The organism is Pseudomonas sp. LBUM1663 (assembly GCF_059695905.1).
The window spans coordinates 3,222,653-3,245,189 of record NZ_CP166792.1 but is presented as its reverse complement, the minus strand read 5'-3'; the positions used below and the strand labels follow the sequence as shown (position 1 = coordinate 3,245,189).

The 22,537-nt window shown below is 55.4% G+C and carries 17 protein-coding genes and 1 pseudogene; 9 read left to right on the top strand and 9 right to left on the bottom strand.

The genetic code is table 11. The annotated features are described in order from the left end of the window. Positions 1-104: 104 nt before the first annotated feature. Positions 105-629, top strand: a complete 525-nt coding sequence (locus ACA075_RS14825; protein WP_497299121.1) for a transporter suffix domain-containing protein — start codon at positions 105-107, stop codon at positions 627-629. A gap of 10 nt (positions 630-639) precedes the next feature. Here ACA075_RS14825 and ACA075_RS14820 read toward each other — a convergent pair whose 3' ends face one another. Both ACA075_RS14820 and ACA075_RS14815 read right to left on the bottom strand, forming a co-directional pair. Then, a complete protein-coding gene (locus ACA075_RS14820; RefSeq protein ID WP_094467499.1) occupies positions 640-1,272 on the bottom strand; it encodes a response regulator in 633 nt (210 codons plus the stop codon). A gap of 33 nt (positions 1,273-1,305) precedes the next feature. Then, complete coding sequence (locus tag ACA075_RS14815) at positions 1,306-2,673, bottom strand: cache domain-containing protein (RefSeq protein ID WP_497299120.1); 1,368 nt, start codon at positions 2,671-2,673, stop codon at positions 1,306-1,308. Positions 2,674-3,010: 337 nt separating this feature from the next. Between ACA075_RS14815 and ACA075_RS14810 the strand changes: the two genes are divergently transcribed. The 5 genes from ACA075_RS14810 (at position 3,011) to ACA075_RS14790 (ending at position 10,022) form a co-directional block, all read left to right on the top strand. Further along, positions 3,011-5,068 carry a carbon starvation CstA family protein gene (locus tag ACA075_RS14810; protein WP_497299119.1) on the top strand — a complete coding sequence of 686 codons (2,058 nt, stop codon included), beginning with the start codon at positions 3,011-3,013 and terminating at the stop codon, positions 5,066-5,068. Between the two features lie 15 nt (positions 5,069-5,083). Then, entirely contained in the window at positions 5,084-5,281 is a 198-nt protein-coding gene (locus tag ACA075_RS14805) for a YbdD/YjiX family protein (RefSeq protein WP_010460111.1), read from the top strand. Positions 5,282-5,501: 220 nt separating this feature from the next. Beyond that, entirely contained in the window at positions 5,502-6,323 is an 822-nt protein-coding gene (gene ppk2, locus ACA075_RS14800) for a polyphosphate kinase 2 (RefSeq protein WP_497299118.1), read from the top strand. Between the two features lie 142 nt (positions 6,324-6,465). Next, positions 6,466-9,348, top strand: coding sequence for a sensor domain-containing phosphodiesterase (locus tag ACA075_RS14795; protein ID WP_497299117.1), 2,883 nt, complete (start codon positions 6,466-6,468; stop codon positions 9,346-9,348). Between the two features lie 149 nt (positions 9,349-9,497). Then, a complete protein-coding gene (locus tag ACA075_RS14790; RefSeq protein WP_497299116.1) occupies positions 9,498-10,022 on the top strand; it encodes a cupin domain-containing protein in 525 nt (174 codons plus the stop codon). 300 nt (positions 10,023-10,322) lie between these two features. On the opposite strand, the gene potE is transcribed toward ACA075_RS14790, so the two are convergent. Then, the gene (gene potE / locus ACA075_RS14785; RefSeq protein ID WP_497299115.1) at positions 10,323-11,756 is read right to left on the bottom strand and encodes a putrescine-ornithine antiporter; all 1,434 of its coding nucleotides are present in this window, start codon (positions 11,754-11,756) and stop codon (positions 10,323-10,325) included. Between the two features lie 452 nt (positions 11,757-12,208). On the opposite strand from potE, the gene ACA075_RS14780 reads away from it, so the two are divergent. Then, positions 12,209-12,790: a linear amide C-N hydrolase gene (locus ACA075_RS14780; RefSeq protein ID WP_497299264.1), complete on the top strand. Its 582-nt coding sequence runs from the start codon at positions 12,209-12,211 to the stop codon at positions 12,788-12,790. A 946-nt stretch (positions 12,791-13,736) separates the two neighbouring features. Here the strand turns inward: ACA075_RS14780 and ACA075_RS14775 are convergent. Together ACA075_RS14775 and ACA075_RS14770 are read right to left on the bottom strand one after the other, a co-directional pair. Beyond that, entirely contained in the window at positions 13,737-15,056 is a 1,320-nt protein-coding gene (locus ACA075_RS14775; protein WP_497299114.1) for an ABC1 kinase family protein, read from the bottom strand. Next, the gene (locus tag ACA075_RS14770; RefSeq protein ID WP_497299113.1) at positions 15,053-15,517 is read right to left on the bottom strand and encodes a DUF3429 domain-containing protein; all 465 of its coding nucleotides are present in this window, start codon (positions 15,515-15,517) and stop codon (positions 15,053-15,055) included. The genes ACA075_RS14775 and ACA075_RS14770 overlap by 4 nt, the downstream gene beginning before the upstream one ends. Before the next feature lie 273 nt (positions 15,518-15,790). Between ACA075_RS14770 and ACA075_RS14765 the strand changes: the two are divergent. Next, positions 15,791-16,051, top strand: a pseudogene (locus ACA075_RS14765) (hemerythrin domain-containing protein); the annotation flags it as partial. Positions 16,052-16,383: 332 nt separating this feature from the next. Here the strand turns inward: ACA075_RS14765 and ACA075_RS14760 are convergent. From ACA075_RS14760 to ACA075_RS14745, 4 genes are all read right to left on the bottom strand, one after another. Beyond that, on the bottom strand, positions 16,384-17,376 hold the full coding sequence (locus ACA075_RS14760) for a TerC family protein (protein ID WP_497299112.1): 993 nt from the start codon (positions 17,374-17,376) through the stop codon (positions 16,384-16,386). 523 nt (positions 17,377-17,899) lie between these two features. Then, positions 17,900-19,462 carry a diguanylate cyclase domain-containing protein gene (locus ACA075_RS14755; RefSeq protein WP_497299111.1) on the bottom strand — a complete coding sequence of 521 codons (1,563 nt, stop codon included), beginning with the start codon at positions 19,460-19,462 and terminating at the stop codon, positions 17,900-17,902. Positions 19,463-19,836: 374 nt separating this feature from the next. After that, positions 19,837-21,207, bottom strand: a complete 1,371-nt coding sequence (locus ACA075_RS14750; protein ID WP_497299263.1) for a heavy metal sensor histidine kinase — start codon at positions 21,205-21,207, stop codon at positions 19,837-19,839. Further along, positions 21,204-21,875, bottom strand: a complete 672-nt coding sequence (locus ACA075_RS14745) for a heavy metal response regulator transcription factor (protein WP_497299110.1) — start codon at positions 21,873-21,875, stop codon at positions 21,204-21,206. The genes ACA075_RS14750 and ACA075_RS14745 overlap by 4 nt, the downstream gene beginning before the upstream one ends. 150 nt (positions 21,876-22,025) lie before the next feature. Here ACA075_RS14745 and ACA075_RS14740 point away from each other — a divergent pair, with 150 nt between their 5' ends. Beyond that, positions 22,026-22,529, top strand: a complete 504-nt coding sequence (locus ACA075_RS14740) for a GlcG/HbpS family heme-binding protein (protein WP_497299109.1) — start codon at positions 22,026-22,028, stop codon at positions 22,527-22,529. The last annotated feature ends 8 nt before the right edge of the window (positions 22,530-22,537 follow it).

Sequence of the window (22,537 nt, the reverse complement as noted above, 5' to 3'; positions counted from 1 at the left end):
AACCAGGGAAGGTCACTGGAGCATAGCCGCCCAAATGAGCAACCGGCTGCTAAGCTTCTCAGGCACCCTCAAACCTTCTGCGATCACTTATAGGCAGGACACTCATGAGTAGCTCCCAAGGTCATGCTGAACCCCATTCCGCTGGTTGGCGCTTCAAAGTGGGCATCGCCATTATTGGTGTAATGCTGGGTTCGTGGCTGATGGTGCCAGTCGCCGCAATGCTCGACATTCCTGGTTCAAGAATCGCCGCGCTGACCGGCGTTTTGTTCATCAGCAATAAAGTCCTGTTGATCCTGGTCATTGCGGTGATGGGCAAGTCCGGGTTCCAGCAGTTGAAGAGCAAGCTGTTCGGTTACGTCTCTGGGCTAGCGCCGTCTGTAGATGCCGAAGTGGGTCCGATCCGTCATCGGATCGGTATCGTGATGTTTTGTCTGCCGCTGATCTCGGCCTTTCTTGAACCCTACGTCGACACGTTTTGGCCGGGGTTCAGACCGAACTTGTGGCAGCTTCAATTGCTGGGCGATGCCATGCTGGTCGGCAGCTTTTTTGTGCTGGGGGGCAATTTCTGGGAAAAGGTGCGGGCGTTGTTTATCCGCACTGCGAAGGTCGTCAATCCAGGGGCGGCGTGAGGCGTGCCCGTTACCGCGAAATGATCCCGTGATCGATCGCGTATTTGACCAGGGCCGCGGGTTTGTCGATGTTGAGTTTGCGGCGGATGCTCAGGCGATGGGTTTCCACCGTGCGCACGCTGATGTCGAGCTCGCGGGCCATTTCTTTGTTATTCAACCCCTGAGCCATTTTGTACAACACCTGGCTTTCGCGGGGTGTCAGCTCGTTGTCGGTGCTTTTGTCGGCAATCAGCCGCTGGGCGATTTCGGCGCTGTAGAACGTGCCGCCACTGGCGATGGCTTCGATGGCGGCAATGATTTCCCGCGATGGTGAGTTCTTGAGCACATAGCCGCTAGCACCGGCGCGAACGGATTCACTGACGTATTCATAATTGTCGTACATGCTCAGCATCAGCACCTTCAGCGACGGGTACTGGGCGCGCAGCACGCGGGTCAGCTCAAGCCCGTTCATGTCGCGCAGGCTGATGTCGACCAGCAGCAAGTCTGGCTGGCAGCGCCCGACCATCTCGATGGCCTGCGCGCCACTCTCGGCTTCGCCCACGACTTCCAGGGGCGCCATGACCGCGAGCAGCGCTTTGATCCCGTCGCGGACCAGGGAGTGATCGTCGACCAGGGCGACGCGGATCGGGTAGGGCAGGTTCATCGCGGGTATTCACTCTTGTTGTAAGGGGGTGGGTCAGCGTTTTGCACCGGGCATTTTCATCGGCAGCAGCACGTCCAGCTCACTTCTTCCGGGCACCGATATCAGGTCGAAACGTCCGCCAAAATGCTCGACACGCTCACGGATATTACGCAGGCCGATGCCCGCATGACGACGTTCGACCTGGGCGACGTTGAAGCCGACACCGTCGTCGACCACCGTCAACCGCACGGACTCTTGTGACCCATGCAGGGTAATCGAAACGTTTTTAGCCTGTGCGTGGCGTTCGATGTTGGTCAGGCCTTCCTGCACAATCCGGAACAGCGAAACCGCTGCGCCGTCGACCAGGTCACAGTCGAATTCATTATCGTCGTAAGTCACGGTGAGACCGCTGCGCTGCTCGAATTCCGCGGCGAGCTGGCCGATCGCCGCCGGCAGGCCCAGGGTGTCGAGCAGCGACGAGCGCAGGTCGTGAGAGAGGCTGCGAACTTCGCCAATCGCGTCGCCGAGGCGAGCTGTAGCGTCTTTTAGTGTGTTCAAACCCTTGTCTTGTCCCGGGTCATTCTCCAGCAGCAGACTGGCCAGTTCGAACTGAAACTTGATGGAGACGAGCACCTGACTGATGCCGTCGTGCAGCTCGCGGGAGACCCTGGTGCGCTCTTCCTCCTGGAGGCTGACGATCCGCTGGGTCAGGCGCTGGAGCTTTTTATCCGCCAGGCGATGCTCGCTGACGTTGAGCGTCATGCCGCTGGCGAAGACAAACAGCACGGCCACGAGGGCTACTGCGGCAATCGCCAGCATGGTCTTGCGGATGCCCTGTGCCACTTCATCGCGCGCTTGCTGGGTGGCGCGCTCAACGTCTTCAAGGTAGATGCCGGTGCCGAGCATCCAGCCCCAACGGTCCAGCATCACTACATAAGCGAGCTTGTCGGTCACTTGGCCGGAGGAAGGCTTGTTCCAGGCGTAACGCTGAAAACCTTCGCCGGATTGCGCACTTTTGAGCAACGCCTGAATCACCGGTAAACCGTGGGGATCTTTCATGTCCCACAGGTATTTGCCCACCAGTTCCGACTGGCGCGCGTGCATCAGGCTGCGGCCCTCGCGGTCGTAGACGAAGAAGTAGCCGTTGATGCCAAAGCTGAGCTTGCGCAGTTCTTCCAGCACTTGTTGCTGGGCATGCTCGTCACCGTGGCCATCGTCGTACAGCGGTGCGATCAGACTCTGCGCCATTTCCACGTAGTTTTTAAGCTCGGCGCGTTTGCTCGCCAGGATGCTGTCTTCAATCAACTGCGCCTGTTGATCGCCGAGTTGGCGATTCAGGGAAATCACCAGCGCGCAGATCACCGCGATCGCCAACACCAGTGGCAGAATCCCGAGCGCGACGATTTTGTGTTTGAGCTGCATCTTGGCTCCTGACCGGACGGAGGGTAGGCGAAGGCCCGGCATCATATGCCAAAGATACGCGGCTCCAGTAGCGGTGCTGGACGGAATGACCTGCGGCGGTGGTGCCCGCCTATTGAAATACAAAACCCTGTGGGAGCGGGCAAGCCCGCTCGCACAGGGTTTTGCATTTAAACTTAAAGATCAGCGCCGCCTACGTAGAACTACGTAGATGCCATGTACGTAGTAACGCGGATTTATTTGTAGACGGCATACGGGGATATTGGGCCAGCTCCGCACCGCGGACACAATTATAAAAAATTACCGCCGCAGTCCACTGGCTGTCGGCAGGAGACACGCTATGCCCCGTCTGGCTAAACACCTCGCCTGGTTTGCCGTGGCTGTCCTGGGAGCGTTTGCGCTAAGTGTCGTGGCCCTGCGCCGCGGCGAAGCGATCAACGCCCTGTGGATCGTAGTCGCAGCAGTCGCTATCTACCTCGTTGCATACCGCTACTACAGCCTGTTCATCGCCACCAAGGTGATGCAACTCGACCCCAATCGTGCCACGCCCGCCGTCATCAACAATGATGGCCTGGACTACGTGCCGACCAACAAACACGTACTTTTCGGACACCACTTTGCAGCCATCGCCGGCGCAGGGCCGCTGGTCGGTCCGGTATTGGCGGCGCAAATGGGTTATCTGCCCGGCACGCTGTGGCTGATCGCCGGCGTGGTGCTGGCCGGTGCGGTTCAGGACTTCATGGTCCTGTTCATGTCCACCCGGCGCAACGGCCGCTCCCTGGGCGACATGGTCCGTGAAGAAATGGGCCGTATCCCTGGCACCATCGCGCTGTTCGGCTGCTTCCTGATCATGATCATCATCCTCGCGGTGCTGGCGTTGATCGTCGTGAAAGCCCTGGCCGAGAGCCCGTGGGGGATTTTCACGGTGATGGCAACCATTCCGATCGCGATGTTCATGGGCATTTACATGCGCTACATCCGCCCGGGTCGCATCGGTGAAATTTCCATCGTCGGCGTGTTGTTGTTGCTGGGTTCGATCTGGCTCGGTGGGCAGATTGCCGCTGATCCGGTCTGGGCCAAAGCGTTTACGTTCACTGGCATTCAGATCACCTGGATGTTGATCGGCTACGGTTTTGTCGCTGCGGTATTGCCGGTGTGGCTGATTCTGGCACCGCGTGATTACCTGTCGACCTTTCTCAAGATCGGCACCATTGTGGCGTTGGCGATCGGCATTCTGATCACCATGCCCGACTTGAAAATGCCGGCACTGACCCAGTTCATCGACGGCACCGGGCCGGTGTGGAAAGGCGGGTTGTTCCCGTTCCTGTTCATTACCATCGCCTGTGGCGCGGTCTCGGGTTTCCATGCGCTGATTGCCTCCGGCACCACGCCGAAACTGTTGGCCAGCGAAGGTCATGCCCGTTACATCGGTTACGGCGGCATGCTGATGGAATCCTTCGTCGCCATCATGGCGATGGTCGCGGCTTCGGTGATCGATCCGGGCGTGTACTTCGCCATGAACAGCCCGGCGGCGCTGGTTGGCTCTGATGCTGTTTCAGTTGCTCAGACCGTCAGCAGCTGGGGCTTCGCCATTACTCCGGAAGCGCTGCAAGCGGTGGCCAAGGACATCGGTGAAACCACGATTCTGGCCCGTGCCGGTGGTGCACCAACGTTGGCGGTCGGTATCGCGCAGATCCTGCACCACGTTCTGCCAGGTGAAAATACCATGGCGTTCTGGTACCACTTCGCGATCCTGTTTGAAGCGTTATTCATCCTGACGGCGGTCGATGCGGGCACCCGTGCCGGACGTTTCATGTTGCAGGATTTGCTCGGTTCGTTCGTACCGTCGCTGAAGCGCACTGAATCCTGGACCGCCAACCTGATCGCGACGGCCGGTTGCGTGGCGATGTGGGGTTATTTGCTGTATCAGGGCGTAATCGATCCACTGGGCGGCATCAACACCTTGTGGCCGCTATTCGGTATCTCCAACCAGATGCTGGCGGGTATCGCGCTGATGTTGGCGACCGTCGTGCTGATCAAAATGAAACGTCAGCGCTACGTCTGGGTGACCATGTTGCCAGCCGTGTGGCTGCTGATCTGCACCACCACCGCAGGCTTCATCAAGCTGTTCGATGCCAACCCGGCGATCGGTTTCCTGGCCTTGGCCAAAAAGTACAGCGATGCGCTAGCCAACGGTCAGATCCTCGCCCCGGCGAAGAGCATCGACCAGATGCACCACGTGATCTACAACGCCTACACCAACGCAACGCTGACGGCGCTGTTCCTGCTGGTGGTCTTCAGCATCCTGTTCTTTGCGCTCAAGGTCGGCATTGCCGCCTGGGGCAGCAAGGAACGCACGGATAAAGAAGCACCGTACCAGGCACTGCCGCAAGCGTGAGGGAGGAGGGCGCCAATGTTCAATGACCTGAGTCGCCTCGGTAAATACCTCGGTCAGGCCGCGCGTTTGATGGTGGGCATGCCGGACTACGACACCTACGTCGAACATATGCAGGGCAAACACCCGGACAAGCCGGTGATGAGCTACGAAGTGTTCTTTCGGGAACGGCAGGAGGCGCGTTACGGGAGCAAGGCCGGGCCTAAATGTTGTTGAGGTAACAGCCGGCTTGATGCAATACCTGTGGGAGCGAGCTTGCTCGCGATGACGGACTATCAGTCAGTATTGATGTTGACTGACACACCGCCATCGCGAGCAAGCTCGCTCCCACATTTGTTTTGTGTTGTCTTTCAAATCCCCAGCGACTTCTTCGTCAACGGTAAATCTTTAACCATGGACTAAACTCAGCGAGCCAATCGACTGCGAGGTGTTGTTCATGGCAAAGGACAAGAAACCCACCAAAAAACGTAACTCCGTCGACAGCGTGAAAATGTCGAACAAGGACTACCTGAGTGAACTGCGCCGACTGCATGTCGAAATAGTTAAGTTGCAGGAGTGGGTGCGACATAAGGGCATCAAGATCTGCATTGTCTTCGAGGGGCGCGACGGGGCGGGCAAGGGTGGAACGATCAAGGCGCTGACCGAACGGGTGAGCCCACGGATCTTTCGGGTAGTGGCGTTACCTGCGCCGACCGATCGAGAAAAAAGCCAGATGTACATACAGCGCTATCTGCCGCATTTGCCGGCGGCCGGCGAAGTGGTGATCTTCGATCGCAGTTGGTACAACCGGGCGGGCGTCGAACGGGTGATGGGGTTTTGCACCAAAGAGCAGGTTGTCGGTTTTCTGAAGGCTGTGCCCCTGGTGGAGCGCGCCATCGTCGACTCGGGCGTTATGTTGTTCAAGTATTGGCTGGAAGTCAGCCCGGAGGAACAGACCCGTCGGCTTGAAGCGCGTATCAAGGATGGGCGCAAAATCTGGAAACTCACCTCAATGGATCTGAAGTCGTACAGCCGCTGGTATGACTACTCGCGCGCACGTGATGACATGTTTAAGGCGACGGATACCGAACATGCCCCCTGGCTGGTGGCGAACTCGAACGACAAACGACGGGCTCGTTTGAACATCATCACCGATTTGCTCGGCCGCATTCCCTACGAAGAGGTGCCACGCGAGAAAGTGAAGTTGCCCAAGCGTCAGCGACCGGGCGGTTATCACGAGTCGGATTACCCACTTAGACGGGTTCCCGAAAAGTTCTGAGCGCGTCGCTTCATCTTTGATTGGCACTAAAGCGAATAAAACTATTGAAAAAACTTTATATAAGCTTTAAACGGGAAGAACACTGGCATATTGCTAGCAATTAATAAGTGAACATCGCCAGTTTTTGGCACAGGGAGCGCTGATGAGTTTTCGTCCATTAACCGACTCCCCGCGGCAATCCGTTGTCGCCACGCCACTGAAAAGTCGGCCAGATGCTGTCAGCATGTGTGCGGGCAATGAAGAAGCAGTCGACCATCTGCTGTCCTCGGCGCGCCATTGGGCTCACACCACCGCATGGGTGGTGTACCGTGCCGGCGACCAAATGCATTTGGTCGGGCAGGGCGACCCGCAGGTGAAGTGGCCGTCCAGCGTGGCGAATGAAGAATTTGAGGCCTTTTGCCAGGCCCGGCACTTGCACCGATGGCCGACCGGTCGAGGCGAAAGTGCACTGGGATGGCTGCTCGCGCCCATCAAGGATGCCGCGGAACCGGCGCTCGCCGATTTTGCCCAGCGTCTGGGCATGCAGATACAGACCGAAACCCTTGCCCGTGCGCAAATTACTCAACGTGTGCTGTATGAAATTACCTACCTCGCCAGTTCGACCCGCGACCGGTTTGTATTTTTGGTGGGGGTTCACCGGCTGCTGGCGAGCCTGATCGACGCCGAGAACTTCTATCTCGCACTGTATGACCCGCACACCGGCAAGATTGACTACCCGTATTACGTGGACATCATCGACGTTGATGCCGTCGAGGCCGAACACTACGAGTACCTCGATGCCTCGCACCTGTCGTTGACGGGCCAGGTGTTGACCACGGGCCAGCCGTTGCTGATCGACGCCGCCGGCATTCGCGCAGCTCAGGCCGATGGGCGCTTCTATTGCGTGGGGGATCGTCCCGAGTTCTGGATGGGCGCGCCGTTGAAAAATGCCTCGGATGACGTGTTTGGCATGCTGGCCATGCAGGTCTACGACGTTTCCCGTACTTACAGCGCTGAAGACCGTGCGCTGTTTCTGGTGGTGGCCCGTCACGTGGCCATGGCGCTGGACCGGATCCTGCACCGCGAGAACCTGGAAGGGATCGTCATGCGTCGCACCCTGGAGCTTTCGGCACTCAACGACGCCTTGAGGCAGGAAGTGGCAGAGCGTGAGCGCGCCGAACATCTGCAGAGCGCGCTGTTCCAGATTGCCGAACTGTCGAGCCAGCCTGGTGATATGGCTGAACTGTTTCAAACCCTGCATGGCATCGTCGGTGATCTGCTGTTCGCGCAGAACTTCTACATCGCACTGTTCGACGACACGACCAGTGAAGTGACTTTTCCGTATTACGTTGATGAACGGCAGACAACCTGCCCGTTGGCACGGCGTGGACGCCGGGGCCTGACTGAGTACGTTATCCGTCAGCGTCGACCTTGCCTGATTGACGCTGGCGAGGCTGACCGATTGCATGCGCACGGTGAAATCGAAATTGCCGAAGAGTGTTACCGGTCCTACTCCTGGTTGGGCATTCCCTTGTTCGATGCTGATGTGGTGCGTGGGGTGCTGGCGGTACAAAGCTATACCTCGCAAGTGCGGTATACCCTGCGTGACCAGGAATTGCTGACGTTTGTGTCGCGGCACATCGACACAGCGTTGTCGCGACGCACGGCCGCCGAAGCCATCCATTCCGCCAACCTCAAGCTCGAAGCCCGGGTGCAGAGCCGCACCCGCGAACTCGATCACGCCAATGCCAAGTTGCAACACGAAAACTCCCACGATGCGTTGACCGGACTGGCGAACCGTACCTACCTGCAACAGCACCTCAATCAGGCCTGGTCGCGATTCGGCAGCGAAGGCGGGCACCTGGCGGTGATGTTCATCGATCTTGATCGTTTCAAGATGGTCAACGACAGCCTCGGCCACCATTTCGGCGATCTGCTGTTGATGCAGGCCGCTCACCGTTTGCGCAGCTGCCTGCGTGACACCGACATGCTCGCGCGACTGGGGGGCGATGAGTTCTCGGTGCTCGCTCCCGAGGCGCCGCTGGACGTGGTGATCGACATCGCCGAACGGATTCTGGTGGCGTTTGACCTGCCGTTTTTTATCAATGGACATGAGGTTTTTTCGTCCTGCAGTATCGGCATTGTCAGCGCCGACAATCAGTTCCATCACGAGCCAGCCGACTTGCTGCGCGACGCCGATGCGGCGATGTATCGGGTCAAGAGTGCCGGTCGCGACAGCTACGCGGTGTTCAATCAGGAAGTGCGCCGAGAAGTCTCAGACCAGATGGAACGCGAAGGGGCTTTGCGCAATGCGCTCAAACGTACCGACGAACTGCTGCCGTATTTTCAGCCGATTGTCAGCGTTGAAACGGGTGAGCTCCTGGCTCTTGAAGCGCTGATCCGCTGGCATCAGCCGGGCGGCCGAGTGATTGCGCCCGGGGAGTTTTTGCCGAATGTCGAGGGTTTGCGTCTGATCGGTCGACTGGACTTGTACATGCTCACCAGCGTTGCAGTGATCCTCGCACACCCTCAACACGCCAATTGGCCGCCGGTGCATGTGAATTGCTCCAGCTACAGCATGACGCGCCCGGACTTCGCCAGTGATGTGCTTGCCCTGTTGGCGCAGCATCGGGTCGCGCCTTCGCGGATCTGCCTCGAGTTGACCGAAGGCGCGCTGGTGGCCGAGCCGGCTATTGCCCGGCAGAACATGCAGCAATTGGCCGACAATGGCATGTCAGTGGTGCTCGATGACTTCGGTGCAGGATTTTCATCTCTGAGCTACGTGCATCAATACCGTTTCAGCGGCTTGAAGATCGATAAGTCATTCATCCTCGAACTGACCACCAGCGCCCGCAGTCGCGCGATCGTGCGGGCAATTGTGCGGATGGCCGAATCGCTGGACCTGAGCGTGGTGGCCGAAGGTGTCGAGGATGAAGCGACGCTAATCTTGCTGCGCGAAATGGGGGCAGGGCAGGCCCAGGGTTATTATTTTGCCAAACCTATGGGCTTGGAGGCGTTGTTGAAAACTTCGCTGGTCGATTATTAGAGTTTGTTAATGTTTTGAGGCATTAGCGGACTAGGCACTATCGCTTTGAAGCCCTTATGCATATAACTACACTAAAGATGTATTTAGCATAGTTATAATTATATGGAATATAAAGTCTATGGTTACTTTGATGAGAAGGATCAGTTCAGATGGCCAATAACGTGCTTAAAGCCCTCGCTGCTGACGCTGAAGCATTAATCACGTTGCTGAATCTGGAGCCTCATACGGAAGGCGGTTTCTACCGCAGGACATTCCAATCGGATCAGTATGCGGCGATTGAAACGGATAGCGGTCCGCGTTACCTGATGACGTCCATCTACTATTTGCTGACCAACGAATCGCCAATAGGCCATTTTCATCTCAACCAATCAGACATCATGCATTACTACCATTTGGGAGACGCGATTCAGTACAGCCTGATTTTTCCAGATGGCACGTTGAAAACCGTGATGATGGGCAGCGATATAATCGCCGGACAAAAATTGCAGCTGCACGTACCGGGCGGTGTCTGGAAAGCTTCGCGGCTTATGGATGGATTGTCGGGATACGGGTTGATCAGTGAAGCGGTTTCACCAGGATTTGAGTACGAGGACATGGCGTTGGGTGATCGGCAGGAGCTCAGCGAGCAATTCCCGGAGCATTCGCAGCTGATTGGAGCGCTAACACATGAATGAGCGATTCAGTGAATTGAGCGTTTCAAAATCTGCGTGCAACCGGGCTAATCTCGAAACATGATGTTACGTGTAATGTATATTATGTTAAATCATGTGTCAGGACGGAACTTCTACCAATGTCGCATATTGCCAATAAATCGGACTTTGCCCGTAATTACCAGAATTCAACAAAATCAATCACATCCGTTCCCTACCTCCTTGGCTCTCGAGATTGCCTCTGCCCTGATTTTCGATTCTTCAGAGTTGAAAACCCGAATCCCAATCGTGGCTCTCAATAGCGCCAGCATGCCGAGCAAGTGTCTATGTTCCGTCATGGTCGAGTCTCCAATATAGCCTGATTGACGTTTCTGGGAGGCGGTCATTCACAGGAATGGGCTCCCCAACGATGTGCTGCGCGGCGACCGTCTGTGTCGGAACGCTATTATTCAGAGCTTCCAGTTTGATCAGGCGTGTGTTGACGAAGCCAAACAGCGTGTAGCCAACGATGGTGGCTACGCCGCCGAGCATCAGCGCCTGCGCGCCTGAGCTGTACAGCGCCAGGTAGCTATAGGCTGCGGCGATGTAAGCAACGATGTTGGTAATGAGCGCCTTGTTCGCCGGTACATTGGAAATCTTCTGCAGCGTCATCAAGGTCGCCATCGACAAGATGTAAGGAACCAGGTTAGTCACCACCGCCAGGGTCACCAGGGTGTCGAACTGCTTGGCTAGATCGGGGCTGATCGTGAGCAGCGCCATGGAGGTCTGCATTGCCAGCAGGATCAGCATGCTGATGATCGGCACCCCATGTTTGTTGGCCTTGGCGAAGATCGGCAAAAAGTAACCGGTATCCGCCGAACTCTTGAACACCTGTGCGACGGTGAATTGCCAGCCCAGCAGTGAGCCGATGCAGGCCAGCACCATCAGGCCCATAACGATGTTGCCGATCATCGGATTGAACATTTTGGCGAATACCAACCCGAACGGCGCAGTGGAAGAAACAAGCTCGGCGTTATCGACAATGCCTGCGATCACGTTGGTGGAGACGATGTAGATCACCGCCGCCCCCAATGTCCCACCTAGCACTGCGATGGGCACATTCTTCTCAGGGTTCTCCACCGCATCGCCGTTGGCGCAGGCCGATTCGAGGCCGAGAAACGCCCATAAAGTGATAGCCACCGAAGCGCCTGCAGCGTCGAACCAAGTTTTGTCGTGAGGGTTCCATCCCGCTACGTACACGCTGCTGTCGAACCAAAACCAGCCAACGGTGGAGACCAACACCACCGGAGCGATAACACCCCAGACCGTGACGGCGCCAATCCTGCCAGTAATGCTCGCCCCGCCGAAGTTAGCGAACGTGGTAATCCATAGCAAAGCAATGGTCGCCAGCCCTACCTGCAATGAGTCGAGTTTCATACCGAACAAAGTCTGGATATAACCAACAGCTGTGATACTGATGGCTACGTTCGCGATCAAAAGCGACAAGCCGTAGGTGTAGTTTGTTATGTAATTGCCAGACTTACCGAAGGTGTATTCGGCATACCCGCCCATGCCGCCGGTTTTACGACTGAGCATTCCGCAGTGTGCAAAGGCGTAGGCCAATGCCAATGATCCGGTAGCTGTGATCAACCAGGATAGGATTGAGATTCCGCCGACTTCGGCGAGTTTAGTGGGCAACAAAACAATCCCGGATCCTAACATGTTGACGGCGGTCAACATTGTCAGCTGCCCCACGCTCATTTTTTTTGCGACTGGCATTTCGTTACGCCGAAGAGAGATCGCGAAGCTTTTAGCTATAGCAAAGAATCTGTAATCATCAAGTTGCGGAGCGCGAATAATTTAGCTCTTTTAGGGACGAACAGTAGTCGCGGGCGGGAATGGCGCGTTAAAAGCGATAACGATATACGCCTGCGAACGCGTTCGGACTGGGTATTACGCATGCTTTGTAGTTATGAACAGGCTTTAAGAAACCTTTGTACTGACATCGACATGTTTCACCCCGACCATTCCACCGAAATGCAGTTCAAAAAATTTACTCTTCGTCATAAACGACAATAATAAAAAGTACAATGTGCTCAATCATCACCCTTGCTCATTTCCTACTATCGTTTATCGGTGGCAGTTCGACACTCGACTATTTTTAACAATGATGCAGTGAGAACATAATATGAAGCGATTAACCCCTTACAAACCATCGCCTTGTTGCTCGCATTGACCATGGGTTCGCGTCCGCTGCAAATGCCTGCACCCGCGCCCTTTTTGTCGGAGATGACGGACTCGTCCTCAACGGGCGCTCTATGGACTGGTCGGAAGATATGCACACGAACCTCTGGGGATTCCCAGCCGGCATGGAGCGCGATGGCGCCGCCGGAAAAAACACTCCAAAGTGGGTATCGAAATACGGAAGCGTCATTGCTACCGCCTATGACATTGGCAGCACTGAAGGCATGAACTCCGAAGGACTCGTCGCCAACGTCCTTTATCTGGATGAGTCTGACTACGGAAAGTTAGACCCATCACGGCCTCACCTGTGTATCTCCACCTGGGGACAGTATGTACTGGACAACTACGCGTCCGTCGCGGAGACGGTTGAGGCGCTCAAGTCCGAACCGTTCCAGATCATTGCTCCTACCCTGCCCAACGGATCGGGTGCACAAGTTCATCTCGCACTTTCCGACCCTTCAGGTGATTCAGCCGTTCTGGAATATGTCGCGGGCAAACTCGTGATTCATCGCGGCAAAGATTACAAGGTCATGACCACTACCCCACGTACGATAAACAAATCGCACTGAACGAATATTGGCAGAAGATTGGCGCGCTAACCTTTCTACCCGGAACGAATCGGGCTGCTGACAGATATGCGCGCGCCTCTTTTTTAATTGATTCAGTTCCGAAATCCGAGTCTAAAACCTACATCAGTGCAGTTCCTGGGAAATCGTTCACCTACCAGGCAGTAGCCAGCGTGCTCGGCTACCCCAGGAATAGCGTGATAGGCTTTCATGCGTCTAGAATGGCTCCTTCCAGCGCATCTATGCTCAAAGGCACTGGCTCAAATCAGGAACGTATTTATGTCGCTCAAAAATGCCTTTGCTGCCGTGCTTAAAGCGATGCGCGCTGGCAAAGGATTGACTCAGAGAAACCTTGCCTAAGTAAGCGGTCGAACATACGTCTCTAAATTGGAGCGAGCCCAGTCAAGCCCTACGCTGGAGATGATTACTGCACTGAGTGGCCCGCTCAATGTGAATCCTCTGACCCTGGTTTCTATTACCCTCAGCACCGAATTGGGGCAGTCCATTAAAGCTTTGCTGCGTAGCACTCAAGAAGAGCTGGCGCATCTAGCCCCGGCGGGAGTTCTCAAGGACTTGAAGATTCCGTCTGACGAGTTGCTAGTGCCGCGCCCCTCTACTAAGCCCTCAAGGAATCGCTCGGCGACGACGTCCCAGCAAGTTGAATTCTGCTTCGCTGAATAGATGCTGCCCTTGGCGCTTTCTCTCGCCTTGCCATCTGTACGCGTCTCATCTGATGGACAGCGTGGCCTCCAGCGAGCCCTCCGTCCCCCCCCCAAAAAAAATACGTACAACGTAAGTGTTCGGCAAACACACCTTCCATTCCCAGAAGCGTAGAAGCTCAAAGTTTCGTGTTTACGTCAGAGATCAGATACTTGCGGGCCGATAATTATGTGAAGGCCTATTAAGCGGTAGCGGTACCCAAGGCGACGATTTATCGTCCATAAAGCGCTCAAATCACGTAAGGCTCGAACAGCCTCCGGACATTCACCCGCGCCTTCAGCTTCGCGGCCAACAGGTACAAACCTGCCACCTTGCGATGCAGAAACAGTAAATCCACAGGTGGCGTGTGCCGGAAGTCGCGGTCGGCACCTAGTTCCCAACCGGTATCACGCAGGCGTACGGCCAGGTCAGACGTCGCAAAGTCATAGGCACCTTGATGCCTAAGTGGCTCGCAGGCCTGGGTAATGAGATCAGTGAGCACCGCTCGGTGTTTGGGCAGCGTTTCAGGCTGAAAGTAGCCGACGTCCAGTGCGGCATTGGTGACGGCGGCACGGTCTTCATGCAGGCCTGCAATCAGCAAGCGGCGATAAGCCTCGGCAGTGTTGCGGTCATAAAGTCGCGTGGCGCCGAAGTCCAACAACACCATCCGGCCGGTGCCTTGCTGATAACGGTAATTGGCAAAGTTAGGGTCGGTCTGCACGCACTGGAACTCGAACACCTCGCGCAGAAACAGGCCGAATAGCAACATGATGATCCGGTCGCGCTCTGCTTGGGGCGCGTGCTCTAGTGACTCCACCGCTACCCCGTCAACGAAGGACATCACCAAAATATTCGGCGTGCTGAACTGGGCATACGCACGAGGAACCAGAAAGTCAGGACTGTCCGCCAACAGTTGATCAAAGCGCTGTAAGTGCTCGGTTTCTTTCATGTAGTCCGCCTCATCCTGTAGCTGACGCTTGGCCTCTTGGAGCAATGGGCCGATGTCCATGCCCTTAGGCAGCATCCCGGACATGCGCAACAAGGTAGCAACGTTATCCACATCGCTCGAAATACTCTCGCGCACGCCAGGGTATTGCACCTTGATCGCCAGGAGTTGGCCGTCCTTTCCTTTCGCAACATGAACCTGGCCGATGGACGCTGCCGCCAATGGCGTGAAGGAAAACCGTTCGAAGCGCCCTTCCCAGCCCTTGCCCCAGCTTTCGTTGAGGACTGCCACCAACTGGCTCATGGGCATAGGATGAGCGTCGCAACGCAGACGAGAAAGGATTTCGCTGAACTCGCGCGGCAACAAATCACCTGCATCCATCGATAACAACTGCCCAACCTTCATGGCGGCGCCACGCAGTTGCGACAGTTGCTCGACCACCCGATGCACATTGCCCGACGTCAACAGCAGTTCGCTGAGCGCCGGACGTTTGCCCTGAACCCACTGCCGAGCGCCTTCGGCTAGCATGCCGCCCGCGACGCCCGAGGCCAAACTGCCAAAACGCATCAACCGCGATAAGCGGCTGCCAGGCACGGGCAACGAGCCGGGCTCACGAGGCTTCATGAATGAAGCGCCTCAACGATCGCGGCAAGCAGCAAGCAGACGCTCGCCACGAGGGTAAGCCGTAATCGCATCGGCAGGTACCAGGCGGGCAAGCTCGTAACCCGCATCAGCTGCCTGTCCTGCCGGAGGTGGACAACAAAGCCGATGACCAGCAGCAAGCAACCCAATGGCATTGGCAGTAACGTGGCAATCCAAGCAATAAGCGCAGGAATGACACTCCAGATGAACCTGTCGCTGCCCTGCTCGGCGCTCATGTCTTTCACGGTCATGGCGAAGCCCCAGTGTAAGGCGCCGACGAAGCTCAGGATGACTGCGCCATAGTTAACAAGCGCAATCGCAAACAACGGCCGATAGTCGAGAGAGAACGGGATCAGCAGCGCCAGAAAAATAAACGGCAACAGACCGCCATAACCCAGCAGGCTGACGTGCTTTGGCAGAGAGGTTGAAGGCAACGCGTTCATTTGTATTCCTTGCAGTGAGCGACACTCAAGACTGTAGGCCCAAAAGCAACGCTTGGGCGAGATTGATGGCGATCCGAAGCTGGGGTCAGCGTAATGAGTCGCTTTGTAGAATTAGGTCATTGCCCCATTGCTTTTCGGGCAAGCAGGCGACGGCATATGAGGAGTTTCGCATCCTTGAGATCATGCTCAGTGCCTGCATTTACCAAGTCGACCACACCCTAGAACCGTTCCAGTCTCCAGTTCTTAGTGAGCGGGTTTTTAAAGCGTTCCAATGCAATGCTAGCGACTGAGGCAACGATCCACCAACGGGTCAAGGATATCGAGCGAGATCATCAAGCATTTGGGCGCATTGCTGGACAGCTGAAGATGTTGGAGGACACTACTCAGGAAACGAGAGTAATTGCTGACACTATCGATGACTTTATCAAAAAATATTTCGATCATATGGACTCGGAGGAAAATATTTTCTTTCCGTTGGCAGATAAGTGGCTGTCAGACGAGCAGTGGCAGGAAATAAAGCGTCAGTGGCATTAATTGGGTCTCACCGTAGACCTTAAAAATTTAGCTACTACTTAGTCTGCGATCTAACAAGCTCGGTTGACACTGCTAGGCTTCAACTTCGCTCTGAGGAAATGTCGCCATGTCCCCCCCTCCCTTACTGCCGGACATACTCGAAACCCTTCACGAAAACCAGCTCGCGCTTGCCGACGCCATTGAGTCGATAGCAATGTGGATTGGTTAGAGGGGATCCGTTGGCGTTTCCAGTGCCGCCTTGGCGCTATTCCACGCCCGACTAATGCCGAGTCGGTCAATGTCCCCATTTCTCAAAGTCGCCAATTCGCTAGGAGGCAGCCGACTTTTTAGATTTACTCCTTCGAGCCGGCAGAGGCCAGGTCGCGGGTTTTCCACAGCGACAGCAGCACACCGCCCAGCAGCAGCCCCAGGGTCACGCTCAGGGAAATGACCGCCGGAATCTTGCCGATGATGCCGACCAGGAAGATCTTGCCACCGATAAACACCAGCACCAGTGCCAGCGCGTACTTGAGGTAGGCGAAGCGGTGAATCATCGCCGCCAGGGCGAAATACAACGCACGCAGGCCAAGGATGGCGAAGATGTTCGAGGTATAGACGATGAAGGGGTCTTGGGTGATGGCGAAGATCGCCGGCACGCTGTCCACGGCGAACACCAGGTCGGCACACTCGATCAGCACCAAGGCTAAGAACAATGGCGTCGCCCAGACCACGGACTTGCCGCTGGCGTCCGCCTGACGGACAAAGAAGCGCCCTTCATGCAGTCGCTCGGTCACCCGCATGTGTCTGCGCAGAAACTTCACCAGCAGGTTTTCGCTGAGGTTCGGGTGGGCATCGACCTTGCTGAACAGCATCTTCACGCCGGTCAGCAGCAGGAAAATGCCGAACACATAGAGAATCCAGCTGAACTCGGCGATCAGCGCTGCCCCCAGGGCAATAATGATCGCGCGCAGCACGATGACACCCAGAATGCCCCAGAACAGCACCTCGTGTTGATACTTACGCGGGATTGAGAGGAAGCTAAAGATCATCGCCATCAGGAACACATTGTCCATCGACAACGATTTCTCGATCAGAAAGCCGGTGTAGAAATCCATCCCGGCGTCTCCGCCCTTGACTTGCCAGACCCAGAGGCCGAACAGCAAGCCAGCCGTGATATAGCCAGCAGACAGCAGCAGACTTTCAGTAACGCCGATTTCTCGCTGCTCACGGTGGAGAACCCCGAGGTCGAAGACCAACAGGCCTATCACGATGCTTATAAAGACTAGCCACAACCAAGTGGCTGTGCCGAGGAACTCGGCCAGGAAGAACGGTTCTAGGGCAGTCATGAGCCCCTCCTCTAAGTGTCGAAGTTATAAAAACTGCAACTCCGACATGGCAGCGGTTAGCTGTCAGAGGGGCCCGGCATTGCGAAATTAAATCTAGAGAGACGCGTGGGATTTCTCAATCACGCAAGGGTTGCAAGGTATTTCAAGTGGGTAGGCCCCATCGGAATGCCGATATGATATTTGCATCCAGAGAATCTCAAGTAGAACATGACAGATCACCCATGTTATTGATACCGAACTTAACCATTAAATGAGCCTGAACATCCTAGATGAAAGACTCGATAGCTAAGAAAAAACCGCGAACGGAAAAGATCCTCTAAGTTAATAACGCAGTTACGAAAATAAAACGGACGCCTTGTCGGGCGCCCGGTTTTTAGTGGGGGCGCGCTGCGAGTTTAGATATGACGAACGCTTTCGCCGCATCGAGGCCAACGGCACGTTCAAGTAAATTTACATGCGATGGTTCCTTAGCCTTGACTAAGCGACTAGCGGTGTTTGTGAGCAAGTGGTGTTTGTAAGCATCTCAAGCTTCCGGGGACTCAGTCATCGCGACTCCTTTACGTCCCAGTTGTTTAACACCGTACATTGCCTGATCCGCTGCTTTCAGCAATGAGCCCAAACTTTGGCCATGATTAGGGCACAGAGAGACTCCGATACTGCACGACAGTGACAGCTCTCCTGCGCTTGTCGCTACTGTCTGCGCAATGGCTTCCAGCACCCGCTCAGCGTTGAGCTCAGCACTCTCTGAGTTGATAAGATCCGTGATCAGAATCACGAATTCGTCTCCACCGTAGCGTGCGACGGTGTCACAAGAACGAGTGACCTGAAGCATGCGATTGGCGACTGCCTTGAGAACCTGGTCACCAACCTCATGGCCATGCTTATCGTTAATGTCCTTGAAATGATCCAGATCGATCAACAGAACGGCAAACGCAGTCCCACTCACTGTCCAGTTTGAGAGGGCCTGGTCAAAACGATCGGCGAAGAGGTAGCGATTCGGCAATTGGGTTAGAACATCATGGGTTGCGAGATAAGCCGAGTGTTCGTGTTCAACCTCTGCTCTTTCAATCGCTTTGAAATGCCGAATTAGCACCACAGGCATCAATACGAACGCCCCCGCGAGAACTGCAAGGATTATCAATGTTTCCGAAGTCAGTACATCTCCTAATCGCAACTGACGCTCGAATGACAAGGTCATCGGTTGTGAAACACTCCTGATATCGACTCTGTCGGACAAAGCCGGTAACAGGAGGCGATCCAGGATACCGGCTTGCTTGGTCTCCGTTGAAAAGACATTGCTTTCAGGCCCCGCAGCGGTTTTCAGGACAGCGCTGACGTGAACAAGAGGATCTACATTCGCATAAATCACAGCATCCTGCAGCGACCCCGTCTTGATCAAAAGCAAAGACACCATCGTGCTGCCAAAGAAGTTGGGACGGGTGTTCTCTCGCGTTTGTTCAGGTCGAGTGACTGACTGCATCAGAATGTAAGCGCTACCGCCCTCGTACATTGAGAAGACCGGCGATACCACAGGTTTCTGGTTACTGTGGGTTCGAGCCAGCGCATAGGAGAGATAGGCGACGGTTTCCAGCCTGACGCCATAGATCGAGCTGGATTCAGGGAGCAATGGGTACATGAACAATACAGGCCAAGTCTCGTTGAGATAGACCTGATGTTGTGCAGGTTGATGAGTGAGGCTCGGAAAGTCCTTGAGTTCAAAGTCTGGCCGCCAAGTACTACGCAATAGATCTTCGAACGCAGCCTCTTCGCCAATAGGTACCGCCCTCGCCGCCTCGAGCATGTAAATATGAGGGTAAGCGGATAAAACGGCCGCCGCGTAACGGGCCGCCGCATCCGTATCGCTTTGATCGACAGCCTGGAGAAATGCAGAGAAACCGGCCAACACAGCTTCATTAGTATCAAGCTGATTGCGCACGACTCCGGAAATATTTTGCACGTATTCCGAGAAACGCTTTTCTCTGCGCTGAGTTTCGGACTTCAGCAGTAACAGGGCAGAAAAGCTAACCAGGCCGACAGCCAGAATAATGAACCCTACTAGGGAGCTGCGCCGTTTAGTAAGCGCCACTTTAATTTTCCAACGCGCAGAACGAGAGCCGTGCCTTGGCAAGCACCGTTGCAGCCAAACGTGATTGGGGGCGAACGACCGATGACATGCAGATTCGAAGGTCGTTTAGTATTGAAAACAATTCCCAAGAGATCAGATCTGATGCGCATATTTGCGATTCCAAAATGATGCTGGGCAAGGTTACCTCCCCAAAAATGACATAGCAGGCTTTCGGACTCATGCTCATCATTACGTCTCCCCTTTAGCATGTGCCCGAAAGAAAACTTTTCGAGCCCCATTTGCATGCTTCCTGCGCGGTCATCTCTGCAAGAAACCTCACTATAGGGCAATTTGCCATCATTCGCTGTGTCGGGTGCAATACCTTCGGTTCGAGTTCAGGCGTTTATAAGGGGAAACTCCAAGTGAAAGCTCGTACCTGCTTGAGTGCTATCAACGGTTATACAACCGCCATGCAGTTGCATAATCGAACGAACAATGGCCAATCCCAGACCACCGGAATCGTCGGGTTGATTGCGTGATGGGTCACACCGGTAAAAGCGCTCAAACAATCGTGGAAGATGTTCTGCTGCAATCGGCTCGCCGTGGTTGTGCACCGTGAGGTCGAGCCTGTGCTCCAAAACCCTGCTGCTGATCGTCACTGCAGAGTTGGGAATTGCGTAGCGCAGCGCATTCGCCAGCAAGTTAGCCAGTGCTCGACGGATCAAGCCTGGATCACCCAGCAACTGATCCTGGGTCTGGTTTATCAGTTGCACATCTCGTTCTTGCGCTACCCCTTCGAAATACTCACAGAGCTGCTCAATGAGATCGTGCAGGTTGATTTGCTCGAATTTTACGCAAGCGTTTGGCTGCTCGGTGCGAGCTAGAAACAGCATGCTGTCGATCATTCGGGCCAGCCTTTCATACTCTTCCTGATTGGAAACCAGCAGGTTCTGATAGTCCTCTATAGAGCGACTGCGTCTCAGGGTTTGTTGGGTATGTCCCATCAGGTTGCCTAGTGGGGTTCGCATCTCATGGGCGAGGTCTTCCGAGAAACGTGAAAGCTGGGCGAATCCGTCCTCAAGGCGTGCAAGCATCTGGTTGAGGGCACTACAGAGCGGTTTGAGCTCATTCAGTTCACTGAACTCATCCAGCCGCAGATGAAGATGCTGCACATCGATTCCGGCAGCACGCTTGGCCAGCAGGCGCACAGGGTGCAAGCCTCGTTGACTCACCCACCAGCCGAATGCGAAAGCCAGCAGCGCACCGACTGACATGGCCAACCAAAGTTTGAGTCGGTAAACCCCCATCATCTGCTCGCGCTCCCCCAACAACTTGCCAGCGATCAGGGTCAAGCCGCGATCACCCTGCATGACATCCTGCCAGGCAAGCCGCACTGGCTCGGAAGAGTGATCGTCAACGAGGCGAGCATGGGGCGCACCCGGCAACTTTGGAAAAGTCATACCCACCGGGTTGATTTCGATCAACACCTTGCCGGTGTCATCGACAATCCATAGCAGACTGTCGCGATTGCCCAACATGTTTTCGTAGAGCTTGGGCCGACCTCGCAGTTGCTCGATGCTGTCGCTATCGCTGATCAATGCCTGCATTCGCTCAAGGCGCCCCAGTAAGGCCTGGTCATCGCGCCAGGCAATCTCTCGCTGTAACGATTGATAAAGATAAAAACCAATTGAGCCCAGTAGTAGCGTGCTGACCAGTGCGAACATGATGGCCAAGCGCAGGCTCAGAGTGCGCGGATATAGATTCAGGATTGCACCTCGAGCATGTAACCGATACCACGGACTGTGTGTATCAATTTCAGCGGGTAAGGATCATCAACCTTGGCCCGCAGTCGTCGGATGGCGACATCGACCACATTAGTGTCACTGTCAAAGTTCATTTGCCAGATCTGTGAGGCAATCAGCGAACGCGATAGCACCTCCCCTTCACGACTAAGCAGCAAGTGCAGTAGGGCGAACTCCTTATTGGTCAGGGTGAGACGCTCGCCGCTGCGCGTTACCCTGCGTCGCAACAAGTCCAGACTAAGATCGCCAGCCACAAAATGCTCCACCTCGCGAGGCGGGCCACGGCGAAGCAAAGTGCGTACCCGTGCCAACAACTCAGCATAGGAAAAGGGTTTCACCAGATAATCATCGGCCCCCAACTCCAGCCCTTTGACCCGATCATCAACCGAATCACGTGCGGTGAGAAACAGTACCGGGGTCTGCCACTTACGCCGGATGATTTGCAGTAATTGCCAGCCGTCCAACCCCGGCAGCATGACATCAAGAATGATCAGATCGAACTCACTCTCCTGCGCCAAATGCTGGCCGTCCAGCCCGTCAAGGGCGATCTCTACCGCATAGCCCGATTCAGTCAGTGCTTTGCGCAGGTAATCCGCCATTTTCGTTTCATCTTCAACCACCAGGATACGCATTTTTTCCTCCAGGACTGGAGCACAGGCTAGCCCGCTTCGCTGATTTCTCACATTACATATTGGTAATCAGGAGGTAATCATTCTGACGGAGCGGGCTGGTCATGATGTCTGGCAATGACTCAGACAGACTCAACCAACCAAGGAAACAGCATGCGTACAAGCCTATCGACTTCATTGCTGATCACACTCGCAATGAGCTCTGCGTTCGCCGTTGCAGCCCCGGATCAGGTTGCGCAGCGCAAGGACGTGTCACTTGCAATGGCCAACGATTTGCTAAATGCCGCGCTGACAGCCTGTCACGCCGATGGCCGAACAGCCGTTGCCGCAGTTGTTGACCGTGGCGGCAATCTGGTTGCCGTACAACGCGATGACAATGTCGGCCCGCACAACACGTTAGCCGCGCAACGCAAAGCTTATACCGCCCTGTCGACCAAGACTTCGACGCGGTTGTTAGCTGAACGCGCTCGCGCTAATCCAGAGGCTGAAAACCTCAATACCCTTGATGAGTTGCTGCTACTGGGCGGGGGCGTGCCATTGAAGTTCGATGACCAGGTCATCGGCGCCATCGGTGTGGCCGGTGCGGGTGGCGCTGCACACGATGAACGTTGTGCGGAGGTCGCCATCAACAAAGTTTTACCTGCCGTTAAAAACTAAGGACATCA

Coding starts and splice junctions, on each gene's coding strand:
- ACA075_RS14825 (WP_497299121.1), top strand. CDS start 105: ATGAGTAGCTCCCAAGGTCATGCTGAACCCCATTCCGCTGGTTGGCGC.
- ACA075_RS14820 (WP_094467499.1), bottom strand. CDS start 1,272: ATGAACCTGCCCTACCCGATCCGCGTCGCCCTGGTCGACGATCACTCC.
- ACA075_RS14815 (WP_497299120.1), bottom strand. CDS start 2,673: ATGCAGCTCAAACACAAAATCGTCGCGCTCGGGATTCTGCCACTGGTG.
- ACA075_RS14810 (WP_497299119.1), top strand. CDS start 3,011: ATGCCCCGTCTGGCTAAACACCTCGCCTGGTTTGCCGTGGCTGTCCTG.
- ACA075_RS14805 (WP_010460111.1), top strand. CDS start 5,084: ATGTTCAATGACCTGAGTCGCCTCGGTAAATACCTCGGTCAGGCCGCG.
- ppk2 (WP_497299118.1), top strand. CDS start 5,502: ATGGCAAAGGACAAGAAACCCACCAAAAAACGTAACTCCGTCGACAGC.
- ACA075_RS14795 (WP_497299117.1), top strand. CDS start 6,466: ATGAGTTTTCGTCCATTAACCGACTCCCCGCGGCAATCCGTTGTCGCC.
- ACA075_RS14790 (WP_497299116.1), top strand. CDS start 9,498: ATGGCCAATAACGTGCTTAAAGCCCTCGCTGCTGACGCTGAAGCATTA.
- potE (WP_497299115.1), bottom strand. CDS start 11,756: ATGCCAGTCGCAAAAAAAATGAGCGTGGGGCAGCTGACAATGTTGACC.
- ACA075_RS14775 (WP_497299114.1), bottom strand. CDS start 15,056: ATGAAGCCTCGTGAGCCCGGCTCGTTGCCCGTGCCTGGCAGCCGCTTA.
- ACA075_RS14770 (WP_497299113.1), bottom strand. CDS start 15,517: ATGAACGCGTTGCCTTCAACCTCTCTGCCAAAGCACGTCAGCCTGCTG.
- ACA075_RS14760 (WP_497299112.1), bottom strand. CDS start 17,376: ATGACTGCCCTAGAACCGTTCTTCCTGGCCGAGTTCCTCGGCACAGCC.
- ACA075_RS14745 (WP_497299110.1), bottom strand. CDS start 21,875: ATGCGTATCCTGGTGGTTGAAGATGAAACGAAAATGGCGGATTACCTG.
- ACA075_RS14740 (WP_497299109.1), top strand. CDS start 22,026: ATGCGTACAAGCCTATCGACTTCATTGCTGATCACACTCGCAATGAGC.